Below are 11,415 nucleotides of genomic sequence, written 5' to 3'. Positions count from 1 at the left end.
TTTAATTTCCTGTCTTGTTAGGTTGAATGAATGGAATAACTTGGACTGGATGTGTTCAAGAATTCCGTATCAAATTAGTCTCTCTCCGTACTCTTTACGCTCCAAAATAGTTGCCACCGAAGTAAATATCCTAGCCGCTAATAAAATTCCGATCAGAATAAAAATCCACAACAAGTAGGGTAAAACTGGGATATGGCTGACAATATCATTCACGACTTCAGTGTGAATATCTTTAATTAACTGGAAGTGATTTTGATATAAAAAAGTATATAGAACAACAACTGCACTCGACAAGAAAACCGAAGAAAAGGTTCGGAGAACAACCACTATAGCTAGAGCAAATTTGTTACCTGTTATTTCAAAAGCATGGGTTCGTTGTCGGAGGTAAGGAAGCAGAATTTGGTTGTATTCATCAATAATCTGAAAGAATTCATTAATTGATGCTATAACGTTATCTGGCTCTAGGCTTTTCTTTAGGGCACGGCGATCCGATTGTTTATTGTATTTTTTAATGATTTTTAAGGTATCAAAATCATCGATTAGATATTGCATTGACCCATCTAGCGTTAGGAGAGACCGTGTGATTTTCAGGAATGACCAGTTACTAGGAATACGATATTTAATGGCTACCTTTGCAATTTCAGAAGTTCCCCCACCTAAAGACTTTTCTTTATAACTCACTCCTTTGAGTGCCGACTTGGCTGCCCATTGTTCCGTAGCTTTTGCCATTTCTGCTCTGACTCTTGGCATATTCGCTTTAGGAATATCTAGTCCAATGCGAATATTGTAATCAGACGCTTTAGCGAAATCTCTTTTTTCCAAAGCTTTAACATAGTTCAAGTAATAGAGTCTTAAATCACTATCCAAAGAACCTACACTGCCCATATCAATTAACACCAACTTGTTATCACGCAACAAGATAATATTCCCCGGATGCAGGTCAGCATGATACAAGTTATCTTCAAAAATCTGTCGATATAAGGATAAATAGAGTTTTTCCCCTATGGTTTCACGGTCTACTTTATTCTCTTCTTCCCATTGGCGAAATCTTGCCGGGTCTGTTTGATAAACTTTAATGTAGTCAGCCATGAGTACACCGGGAATATATTCCATGACCAAAACCTTAGGCCGAGTATATTTATCATAAATTTTAGGAACTTCTATTTTATGTTCTTTGAGAGTTTTTTTCATCCGACGAGCATTGGACGCTTCATAACGATAGTCCAACTCCTCATTAAGAACTCTCTCCAATTCCGCAACTGCTTCATCTAAAAGAAGAAAACTCCCTAGATCGGTTTTTGAGTATAAACGAGCCACAATTTTAATCAAAGCCAGATCTCGTTGAAAGGATTCATCTAAACCTGGACGTTGAACTTTAACAGCAACACGAGTTTTTTTACCACGTAAAACAGCAGTGTGAATTTGTGCAATAGATGCAGCAGCTAAGGGTTCTGGATCAAAATCGTCAAAAATCTGCTCTAGGGGAACTCCTAACTCCGATTCAATGGTAGAACGAACAATTGAGGTGGGGAAACCCACGGCTTCAAACTGGAGGCGGGTTAGTTCATCGCAGACTTCCTCTGGAAACAGATCGCTACGAAGTGCCAAAAGCTGACCTGTTTTTACCCAAAACCCACCTAAATCTTCAAAAATCTCCCGTAACTGTTCTGCCGTTTTCTGTATATCTGATTTCCCAGCTCTTTTCCGTAACTGTACTTGTAGGAAAAAAGTCACAAATTTTTTAATGATGTAAAAAAGAGAAACACGACGGGACTCCAATTGCTCCAGGTCTAGAACTTTTACTTTTTTTCGACTTTTACCTGTAATCAGTAGTGTGGGTATATCTTTTTTGTTAACCATTCTTAAGAAGAAAGCCACTATTCAGAAACAGAAACAAATCCATCCGATAAACAGAATATCATAGTCTCGGATGGATTGAACATTTCCTGCGGGGATTCCCACAAATCTTTTTGATCAAACCTTGAGAGAGGTTTTACCAATCTTTCTCTTTTTTCTTTTTAACGATCACAATAATGGGCTGGGCATTTTCCCCAACTTGTCCATCATCCTTGAGCCGTTCAATCGTAGACTGAATTCTCTTGAACAGCTTACCTTCACCGTAGCGAAGATCATCAATATCATCTTTCTTCGCATTACCGATTTCAAGAATAATCGTGTTTTCTTTTTGTGCAGTTGCCATAGTATTTACTTACCCTCTTCATGTATTTTAAGGCTTGGGAACATACGGATACTTTACTGTAATTTCACTCTAATCCTAAGTTAGTGTTTGGCTCGGTAACTAGGATTTAGAGTGATGACCTAGCGATTCCTCGGAGGATACTAGTAACATTACAGCCTTTCACAACATTACGATGGACAAAGAAAAAACTGCCTAAAACTTCATTAGCTTGGACATAGCCTTGTTGTAGTTTTTGGGCAGATCTTTAATCCAACCATTCTTTTTCTTCTTATTAGATTTCTCATGGCGGTCCCTGTACTCTTTAGAAGCCTCATCATAACGCTTGGCTAACTTGAACACCGCTTTCTCTGAGGGTTTTAAAGCAGATGATTGCTTTTTCTTCTTCTTCTTTTTCTTCCCTCCGATATAGCCACCGTCTAGAGTTGTGGGAGTACCGCCAAAATCCTCTTCACTTTGAAGGACCACGGCTTTTTTGATCTCACCATCACTTGCCATCGCTTTTGCCTCCACGTTACAATTCTTATTGTTTTTAGCTAGTCTAGATCCAGCTCTGAGACTATTAAAGCATAAAACATCGAAAATTGTCGAGAGAGTGATTTTTTTGTAATGAGGAATGATGAATCAATTTTAAAGCTTTGGATTGAGGGAAATCGTCCAACACAACGGGAGTGTCAAGAGCTAATGATTCTAGCTCTTGGAGATACTGATCGCGCGATCGCCTTCGATTTTACTCCAGACAGACTAAAAACTCAAATTCCTCTACAAGCTCGTCTCTTTCAAACTCTAGCTCCCAGAATTTTACAACGGATTCCTAGGATTCCTTGTCAACAGTTATATCATACGTTGTGGAATTTGTGGTTACCTCTAGCCATCCAATTGACTGAAGCTCAACAAGAGCTGCATCGGCCACTGATTCAAGGGATTTTAGGGGGTCAAGGCACGGGAAAAACAAGTCTGGCTATGGTACTGAGCTTAATCTTGAATGAATTAGGGTACAGCTCGGCAAGTTTATCACTTGATGATTTATATAAGACGTATGGAGATCGCCAGTGTTTGAAAACCAAAGACCCCCGTTTTATTCGTCGAGGTCCTCCAGGAACTCACGATATTCACTTAGGAATAGAAGTCTTGGAACAATGTCGCAACTCTCAGTATCCTGTAGAATTTCCTCGGTTTGACAAATCAGTGTATGCAGGAGAGGGGGATGGAGCGGCTCCAGAAGTCATTACCCATGCCGATATCATCTTTTTTGAAGGTTGGTTTGTGGGTGTACAACCGATTGATCCAAATCAGTTAAATTTTGCCCCCTCTCCCATTAATTCTAAGGAAGACCGACAATTTGCCCAAGACATCAATCAAGGACTGCATAAATACTTACCATTGTGGAATTGTCTAGATCGATTAATCGTTTTATATCCCACAGATTATCAACTATCTCAACAGTGGCGACTGCAAGCAGAACAAGAGATGATAGCCACTGGAAAACCAGGCATGAGTGAATCGGAAGTTAAAGAATTTGTTAACTACTTTTGGCGCAGTTTACATCCAGAACTATTTATTACTCCTCTTACTCAAAATCTTGAATTAACGGATCTGGTCATTGAGATTAGCCCAGATCATTCTCCGGGAAGAATTTCTAGCCCTATGCGCTGGTCATGTCCGCAAAGCAGAAACGCTTGTTAAGCATAATATTATACAGATATGCTATAACCTCCTCCATGAGGAAGAAACGGTTCTCGAAGAACTCAACACCAAAATTGAGAGTAGTGAAGTTCTATTGCGAACGATTTGACCTCTCAAAAATTAGTTATTCTGTAGCACAGGCCACATTTGGAGATCTTTTGTGCGCTACTCTTACAACTTTTGAGGGCAAAACATTTTTGCATTTCCCCTTTTCTGAACCTTCAATCCGCCAGCAGACAATGCAGGCTTTATTAGACAGAGTTGTGTCCTGTCTGGTTGATATTGGTAGCTCAATAGGGGTTTTAACTGGTCACCAAACTCTCCAATCTGGAACTATACTCAACAGATTGCGACCCCCCTAAAGGTATGATATTCTCCAAGAGAAAAATCTTATCATCAGAATAATTTAATGATGAAAAAGCAGACTTTGATCCTCAAGAAGGTAGCAACGATATTTGTTGTACTGATTACCATCTTGTCCATGGCAATAGTTCCACCGGCTCAGGCTTGTAGCCGGTTAGTCTACCAAGGTAGTTCAAACGGACCAATTACTGCACGTAGTATGGACTGGTTTCAAGACCCCGATGCTAAACTCTGGTTCTTTCCGAAAGGCATGAAGCGCGATGGTGGAGCTGGTGCAAACTCCATCACATGGACCTCAAAATATGCCAGTGTCATTACCTCAAGCTATGACATTGCCACCGTTGACGGTATTAACGAGAAGGGTCTAGTTGCCAATCTCCTCTTTTTGGAAGCGACAGACTACGGTGATATTGAACCTACTGAGAAAACCTTATCCCTTGGGGGCTGGGGTCAATATGTCCTTGATAATTATGCAACTGTTGAAGAGGCAGTCCAAGGACTAGAAACAAAACCCTTCCAACTAGCCACAGCTACCTTTGATCAGCTTGTGTCGGCAGGGCTTATCTCCCCCTTACCGCTACCGCTTCAAGTAGCTCTAGGAGGACTGGAGTTTGCACTTCACCTGTCGGTCTCAGATCCAAGTGGGGATTCAGCAATCTTTGAATACATTGATGGCGAACTAACAATCCATCACAACAAGGAATACAATGTGCTGACCAATGACCCAATCTTCGACCAACAGCTTGCCCTCAATACTTATTGGGATCAGGTTGGAGCTGGGTCATTTCTGCCAGGTACCAACAATCCCTCAGACCGGTTCGTCCGGGCTAGCTATTACTTGCATAAAATGAACGAGCAGTTGATAACTCAAGTGAAGAAAGATCGGCGCAATGAATTAGCCGCAGCGTTGGGCATCATTCGCAACATCTCTGATCCACTTGGCTTGGCTAGTTTCAGCCTTGGCACGACCCAATGGCGGGCTGTTTCGGATCAAAACAACATCAACCCCGCTTACTTTTTTGAATATACCAAGAGTCCGAATCTCTTCTGGGTTGAGATAAGCAAACTGAATCTTGAAGAGGGTGCAGAGGTTATGTCCCTTGAAGATCTTACCGATCTGAGCTTGGTAGGCGAGGTTTCACAGCAGTTCCAGAAAACAGATCCCTTCTCCTGGGATATCTCCTCCACCTTATAGGAGAACCAGAAGAAAACGTCTATTTTATTAGTCAGACAGTGCTTTTATAAGCTTTGACCAATGACTAATAAGTTTTGTTGCAGGGCGGCATTTTCTACAGTACGTTTAAGAAGTGAGCGTATCCTTAGCTTTTTGTGAAACACAATTGGGAAGCCACAACTAATACCAACTATCGAAAATAGTGGTAGAATGAGTTGCTCTAAATACTTCCTAAGTTTAGACGGACAAGACTTACGCAGAACCACCCTACTCAGTAGGGGCAATGGCGATTCGCCCCTACTGCCAAAATTGGTATATTCAAAGTAGGTGCTAACTCCAGAGGAGATATTTATGATTGACAATAGAAAACTCTGTGGCGCTGAACAAGTGATGGAAATACTAAATCGCTTGACTAGCTCATCCAATATAGTGGTTATCGGCCGAATTGTAGGTCCCCTGAGTGCAGAAATTGTTGAAAAGGCACTCGCTCTTGTCCAAACTCATCACTCTCGGCTTAATTCTCGCATCGTTGGTGATATAGATAATCTCCGTTTTGAAACGGGTGCCAAACAGATTCCTTTGCGGGTTGTGGATAAAAAGCATGAGGAACAATGGCAAGAAACCATTCTCGAAGAACTCAACACCAAAATTGAGAGTAGTGAAGTTCTATTGCGAGCTGTACTTGTTCAAGGGCCCGAGCAAAGCGAAAACACTACAAGCCATCTGATTATCACAATAAACCACGCTATCTGTGATGGCCTATCGAGTATCGAGTTATATTCACAAATCTTGACCTACTGCTCGAAAATTGCCTTTGGTGAACCCGTGGTGCCAGCGCCCAGCTTACCGTCGCTTCCCCCTATAGATGAGTTATTGCCCCCATCAGCAAAAGGCTTCAGGGGTAATATCAACAGCGTGTTGTTTCTGTTGCGACTTCTGTTCAAAAGGATTTGGCACCGACCAAAAGGCTTAAGTTTTGAGAAGGCTGTACCTGTTGAGTTACGTCGTACTGGCAATATTTATAGACACTTAGATGCCCAGGTTACCCAGCAACTGATTTTACGTTGTCGTCAAGAAAAGACAACAGTCAATGGTGCTTTGTCTGCGGCCCTTATATTCGCCGCAGCCAGAAAAATCAGAGCAGGCGAGAAAAAGTCTATATCCTGTTTGTCTTCTGCCGATCTCCGAAGACATTTGAAGCCAGCAATCAGCAATGAAAACCTAGGCCAACTGGCTAGCGCCATAACATCGTTTCACACTTTCAGTACAAATACTTCCTTCTGGGAATTAGCACGGGAGGTGAGACGGCAGCAGGAAGTTTCCTTAAAGCGTCATGAGAGTTTTTATCAAGCGTTGATGTTTAGGATGATAGTTGATTCAGCGCTTACTAGCCTAGATATACCACCTTATACAGCAGTTAATATTACTAATGTTGGTCGAGTAAATATTCCCAGAATTTATGGTCAATTTGAACTCTCAGAAATTAGCTTTTCTGTAGCACAAGCCACATTTGGGGGTGTTTTTATCACTGCTGTTACAACTTTTGAAGGCAAAATGTTCTTGCATTTCCCTTTTTCTGAGCCTGTAATTAGCCAGGAGACAATAGAGACTTTAGCAGATAGTGTTCTGTCCTGTCTGGTTGATGTTAGCAGTTGAATAGGGCTTTTAATTAGTCATCCCTAAGTACAGGACAAAAACTGTAAGGAGTGGCGAAAATTAAAGAGATACTTTGATGGAGAATGAAGGACAAGGCAACGAAAATGGTCGAAATCTAGACGAAATAAACTCTTGTCCTTGCGTCCATGTTTCTTCAGGGATAAAGGCTCAATCCTCCACCCAGCGAGAGAGACACACTTACTAGCCTATTGAAACTTATACTCCAGCTGTCTTTCTTCTTGTGAGAAAGACGGAACTTGCTTACTACCGAGTCAGTTCTAGGAAACACGTTCCCAAGTAGAGTAAACAGTATACTCCGGATATGATGAACTGAGGAAAAGTGTATCTCCTGAAATCTCAACAATCCTTTCCAAGTCTGCACCAATTAAATCTGGAACTACATGAATTTCAATATTGTGAATCACTTTATTATCTTTAACTTCATATTTACCTGTATAAGAAACAAACTTTTGCACTGACTGAAAATATCGAATAATTGCTTTTATGTACTTAAATATACTTACTTGTAATATACTTGTCTTGGATTTTATACCATACCCCAGATCCATAAGATTTTGTATACTTAATCCAAGATTCAAGCGATTACTCATCATGATCGAGAATGACACATATCCCTCCTTCGTATATATGATATAAGATACGGGATCTTTGCCGAAGGGATAAATTATTGTTTCTTCCTTATCTATAGATTTCATCTCGATAAGTTTCCACATTCCGACAAGAGCATCTTTTGAAACTATACTATTTGTCATTTTTGCTCCTTAATTATTTCTTTTAGAGGGGCTTTATGGATATCTGATTGAATACTCACTTATATTATATCATACAGCAATCCAGAAATGTTAATGTTATTTTAATACCGAAAAAAAGAGTATAAAATACCGTATTGTATACTCTTTTTTTGTGTCAGAATCAAGTGGGCTGACCGAATCTTTGGGTACAATTGAGGGAAGATTTTGAGTTTTTCAGTCTGTACTAGACCCTTTTACTCCTTTAGCGTTCGCCAAGCAACTCCGTTATTTCCCAATAGTGCCTACGGGCCATCTAAAACGGCATCTTGGATATCTTGACGACTCAGGGAATATTTAAACGCTCGTTGGATATTACTGCCATCACTGGCTGCGTTTAAGTAACAAACAATTAACTGTTCGGTTTCTAAATAAATTTGTGCGATCCAACTGTCATGTTTTAACCGCCAACAATGGAGTTCTTCCCTGTCTTGTTGACCGCCAAGTTGAGATAACCATTGTTCAATTTGTGGAAGGGGATGGTTGTATAGGGGAGTGTCGGAAGTAGGGAGGGACATAGACAGAAAAGAAGATAAAAAGTGATAAATCTATGGAGATGGAGGTAAAGACAGAGTGGGTGCAATCAATTCAGGATTCAACCAGGCGATCGCGATCGCCAATCCTAAACATAGCATAAACGTCAGTCCCAGAATAAACAGGGCAAACAGTTCCCCTGACGATAGGGGGCGATCGCGCGAATCGATATAAGCGGAAGAACGATAATCTTGTGGGGAATTCCCTGATCGCAAATCCACAGGAGGACGCACCACATAAAACCGAGAATAGCCCATCGTGCGATCGTACATCCCTCGACGCTCCGGATTACTTAACACCGCATACGCTTCATTCAGCTCATGAAAACGCCGCGTTGCCACCTCTGGATCTAAATCCGTCGTATCGGGATGATAACGCTTGCTCAACTCCCGATAGGCACGGCGAATTTCTAAAGCAGAAGCCAAAGGATGAACCCCTAATCGAGTATAGTGAGTCGATAAAACCATCGTTTGAGGTTGATCGGAAGAACTAGAAGAAGAATGATTCACGGATGAGCGTTTAGGTAATAAAACTGAACAAATTTAAGGGATTTTGAATGAGGTTAAGCAAGGATGGGGTTATTGTATCAGATGCGATCGCCGGTGAGTTTACCCTGCAAGATAAGCTGAAGTACCATTGTTGAAGCCCTTACAGGAGTATCACCCCAATGACCTCAGTTAAACTCTCTATTGGTGATTATGCCCCCGTTTTCATACTGCCTTGTCAAATGGGGGGCAAATTTGACGGCCGTCACGCCCAGGGTGCTGCCATGCTCTGGCTCTTCTTTCCAGAGATTACCAGCCCAGAGTCTCAAAAACTCCTGTTAGACTTGCAAGCTCTACAGGAACAATTCAAACTCTGGGATCTGACAGTCATTGGAATCAGTACAGATCCCTTAAAATCGCTGATTGAATTTACCCAAACCCATCAATTTCCCTTTTTCCTGATTTCTGACCAAGCAGCGGAAATGATTCAGGGGTTAAACTTAGTGAATCCTGATGTACCTCCTGGACAAATCCAATCGAAATTTTGCTCTCTTTTAATTCATCCCAATTGTAAAATTCTCAAAATTCATGAGGCGTTTGATCCCTCTACCCACGCCACCCAACTCTTAGAAGACTTAAAACAGCTTCTTCCCCCACAAGAACCTCAGCATCTCACACAAATTGCCTCAGTCTTGTTAATTTCCAATGTCTTACCCCCTGAATTTTGTCGAGAATTAATTGAAGTGTGGCGAACCCAAGGCCATGGAGATTCAGGATTCATGGTGCAACAGCATGGAAAAACCGTAGGTGAGTATGATTATACCCATAAAATTCGTAAAGATCACTTTGTTAGCGATCCAGATTTAATCAATCGCCTACGCTATTTTATGATTCACCGAATTCGTCCAGAAATCCTTAAAGCCTATCATTTTGATTTCACCCGCTTTGAAGATTTTCGTATTGCTTGTTATGAATCGAGTCGGGGAGGATTTTTCCGCAGACACCGGGATAACACGACTGCCGCAACTGCCCATCGTCGATTTGCCATGACCTTAAATTTAAATACCGAAGAGTATGAAGGTGGATATTTACGCTTTCCAGAATATGGGCCACATTTGTATCGCCCAGAAACGGGTAGTGCAGTAATTTTTTCCTGTAGTTTACTCCATGAAGCAACGGATGTGACGGATGGCGATCGCTTTGCCCTACTTTCATTCTTCTATGGTGAAAAAGAAGCTCAATTACGGGAAGACATGATGCAGAAATCAGCCGCAATGTCCTCTTAACTCTCTTAGGTCACTGACCGAGATTCTTAAGATTTAGTCTAATTGCCTTTTTTGAATATGATGCTCAAACTCAAACTGTGGGAAACTCAACTGCTCAAAGTCATTATAATTCGGGCTATTCAAGTCTATCGGCGAGGAATTTCGCCCCTATTTCCTCCCAGTTGTCGATTTTATCCCTCTTGTTCTGAGTATGCTTTGACGGCTGTGGAACGGTTTGGGGCAATGCGGGGTTTACAATTGGCAGGAGCGCGGATTTTAAGGTGTAATCCGTTTCATCCCGGAGGTTACGATCCGGTTCCAGAAGCACCAAAAGTGAGCAATTAGGAGTTGTGTCTCTATGGTATTAAAACCTTATCAACAGATTCGGATTGAAGATCATCAAGAACCTCTAGTACCCATTCCTTTGGAGTCCTTTGCGGTGGCTACTCCCCATCCTTATGAGAAGTTGGGCGCACCCTATGGGGATAAATCTCCCTATTGGTTACGCAAAACGGTTAGCGATCGCCTCTGGATGGCTCAAAAGCAACTCCAAAGTCATCATCCAGGTTGGAAAATTCATATTTTTGATGCCTACCGACCGATCGCCGTTCAAGAATTTATGGTCGAATATAGCTTGATCCAACTGGCTGAAAACCAAGGTTTCAATCCGGAAACCCTCACCCCAGAGCAACGGCAAACCCTTCTAGAGAAAGTGTATCAATTTTGGGCAGCTCCATCTCTCGATCCGGCAACTCCTCCACCCCATAGTACGGGGGCAGCCGTAGATGTTACTCTGGTGGATCAAACCGGAATGCCCCTGAACATGGGATCGCCTATTGATGAAATTTCTCCCCGTTCCTTTCCCGATCATTATGCCCAAGGGAAAACTCCGGATGAGCAGAGTTATCATAAACACCGTCAACTCCTGAATCGAATTATGGAGTTTGCTGGGTTTAAGCGTCATCCCCGTGAATGGTGGCATTTTTCCCATGGCGATCAATTGTGGGTATGGCTTAAAGTTCAGGAAGGTAGTTGGCATCATCAGGAGGCGATCGCCCACTATGGAAAAGCACTCTAGTGAGGAGTCGGCAGTAGTGAACAATAGAGTCATATCAAGTCCGATGAATAAGTTACGATATAAATGAAGAGTGTCCAAGCAAAGCAATGCCCCGACTCCTTAAGATAGTCCCCCACCAGAGTAGAGAGTCCCTGGGCGTAGCCTACCATCAAGCAAAAGAGGGCCCAG

Annotated in this window: 12 protein-coding genes; 6 read left to right on the top strand and 6 right to left on the bottom strand. The window is 41.9% G+C overall.

The window, feature by feature from the left end; genetic code table 11:
* Positions 1-69 precede the first annotated feature (69 nt).
* From PN466_RS10620 to PN466_RS10610, 3 genes are all read right to left on the bottom strand, one after another.
* Positions 70-1,860 (bottom strand): ABC1 kinase family protein, encoded by a 1,791-nt coding sequence (locus tag PN466_RS10620; protein WP_271939493.1) that lies wholly within the window; start codon positions 1,858-1,860, stop codon positions 70-72.
* 133 nt (positions 1,861-1,993) lie between these two features.
* Positions 1,994-2,200 (bottom strand): DUF6200 domain-containing protein, encoded by a 207-nt coding sequence (locus PN466_RS10615; RefSeq protein ID WP_271939491.1) that lies wholly within the window; start codon positions 2,198-2,200, stop codon positions 1,994-1,996.
* 192 nt (positions 2,201-2,392) lie between these two features.
* A complete protein-coding gene (locus PN466_RS10610; RefSeq protein WP_271939490.1) occupies positions 2,393-2,710 on the bottom strand; it encodes a DUF6312 domain-containing protein in 318 nt (105 codons plus the stop codon).
* 96 nt (positions 2,711-2,806) lie between these two features.
* Here PN466_RS10610 and PN466_RS10605 point away from each other — a divergent pair, with 96 nt between their 5' ends.
* From PN466_RS10605 to PN466_RS10595, 3 genes are all read left to right on the top strand, one after another.
* On the top strand, positions 2,807-3,883 hold the full coding sequence (locus PN466_RS10605) for a glycerate kinase (protein ID WP_271939488.1): 1,077 nt from the start codon (positions 2,807-2,809) through the stop codon (positions 3,881-3,883).
* A 409-nt stretch (positions 3,884-4,292) separates the two neighbouring features.
* On the top strand, positions 4,293-5,441 hold the full coding sequence (locus PN466_RS10600; RefSeq protein WP_271939486.1) for a linear amide C-N hydrolase: 1,149 nt from the start codon (positions 4,293-4,295) through the stop codon (positions 5,439-5,441).
* Between the two features lie 330 nt (positions 5,442-5,771).
* Positions 5,772-7,076, top strand: a complete 1,305-nt coding sequence (locus tag PN466_RS10595; RefSeq protein WP_271939484.1) for a phthiocerol/phthiodiolone dimycocerosyl transferase family protein — start codon at positions 5,772-5,774, stop codon at positions 7,074-7,076.
* Between the two features lie 278 nt (positions 7,077-7,354).
* Here PN466_RS10595 and PN466_RS10590 read toward each other — a convergent pair whose 3' ends face one another.
* The 3 genes from PN466_RS10590 to PN466_RS10580 form a co-directional block, all read right to left on the bottom strand.
* A complete protein-coding gene (locus tag PN466_RS10590; protein ID WP_271939483.1) occupies positions 7,355-7,849 on the bottom strand; it encodes a lipocalin-like domain-containing protein in 495 nt (164 codons plus the stop codon).
* 281 nt (positions 7,850-8,130) lie between these two features.
* Complete coding sequence (locus tag PN466_RS10585; protein ID WP_271939481.1) at positions 8,131-8,403, bottom strand: DUF3143 domain-containing protein; 273 nt, start codon at positions 8,401-8,403, stop codon at positions 8,131-8,133.
* 30 nt (positions 8,404-8,433) lie between these two features.
* Positions 8,434-8,928 (bottom strand): J domain-containing protein, encoded by a 495-nt coding sequence (locus PN466_RS10580; RefSeq protein WP_271939479.1) that lies wholly within the window; start codon positions 8,926-8,928, stop codon positions 8,434-8,436.
* A 158-nt stretch (positions 8,929-9,086) separates the two neighbouring features.
* Here PN466_RS10580 and PN466_RS10575 point away from each other — a divergent pair, with 158 nt between their 5' ends.
* From PN466_RS10575 to PN466_RS10565, 3 genes are read left to right on the top strand one after another with little or no spacing between them, the layout of a single operon-like run.
* Positions 9,087-10,190, top strand: a complete 1,104-nt coding sequence (locus PN466_RS10575) for a 2OG-Fe(II) oxygenase (RefSeq protein WP_271939477.1) — start codon at positions 9,087-9,089, stop codon at positions 10,188-10,190.
* Positions 10,191-10,250: 60 nt separating this feature from the next.
* Positions 10,251-10,514 (top strand): membrane protein insertion efficiency factor YidD, encoded by a 264-nt coding sequence (gene yidD / locus PN466_RS10570; RefSeq protein WP_271939512.1) that lies wholly within the window; start codon positions 10,251-10,253, stop codon positions 10,512-10,514.
* 13 nt (positions 10,515-10,527) lie between these two features.
* A complete protein-coding gene (locus PN466_RS10565; protein WP_271939475.1) occupies positions 10,528-11,247 on the top strand; it encodes a M15 family metallopeptidase in 720 nt (239 codons plus the stop codon).
* The last annotated feature ends 168 nt before the right edge of the window (positions 11,248-11,415 follow it).

Source organism: Roseofilum reptotaenium CS-1145 (assembly GCF_028330985.1).
GTDB classification, from domain to species: domain Bacteria; phylum Cyanobacteriota; class Cyanobacteriia; order Cyanobacteriales; family Desertifilaceae; genus Roseofilum; species Roseofilum reptotaenium.
The sequence above is the reverse complement of the archived record's forward strand: the minus strand, read 5'-3'. Positions and strand labels throughout refer to the sequence as shown.

Excerpts from the sequence above, each read along its gene's own strand:
- PN466_RS10615 (WP_271939491.1), bottom strand. The coding sequence starts at position 2,200 with ATGGCAACTGCACAAAAAGAAAACACGATTATTCTTGAAATCGGTAAT.
- PN466_RS10600 (WP_271939486.1), top strand. The coding sequence starts at position 4,293 with ATGATGAAAAAGCAGACTTTGATCCTCAAGAAGGTAGCAACGATATTT.
- PN466_RS10565 (WP_271939475.1), top strand. The coding sequence starts at position 10,528 with ATGGTATTAAAACCTTATCAACAGATTCGGATTGAAGATCATCAAGAA.
- PN466_RS10605 (WP_271939488.1), top strand. The coding sequence starts at position 2,807 with ATGAGGAATGATGAATCAATTTTAAAGCTTTGGATTGAGGGAAATCGT.
- PN466_RS10620 (WP_271939493.1), bottom strand. The coding sequence starts at position 1,860 with ATGGTTAACAAAAAAGATATACCCACACTACTGATTACAGGTAAAAGT.
- PN466_RS10595 (WP_271939484.1), top strand. The coding sequence starts at position 5,772 with ATGATTGACAATAGAAAACTCTGTGGCGCTGAACAAGTGATGGAAATA.
- PN466_RS10575 (WP_271939477.1), top strand. The coding sequence starts at position 9,087 with ATGACCTCAGTTAAACTCTCTATTGGTGATTATGCCCCCGTTTTCATA.
- PN466_RS10585 (WP_271939481.1), bottom strand. The coding sequence starts at position 8,403 with ATGTCCCTCCCTACTTCCGACACTCCCCTATACAACCATCCCCTTCCA.
- PN466_RS10590 (WP_271939483.1), bottom strand. The coding sequence starts at position 7,849 with ATGACAAATAGTATAGTTTCAAAAGATGCTCTTGTCGGAATGTGGAAA.
- yidD (WP_271939512.1), top strand. The coding sequence starts at position 10,251 with ATGCTCAAACTCAAACTGTGGGAAACTCAACTGCTCAAAGTCATTATA.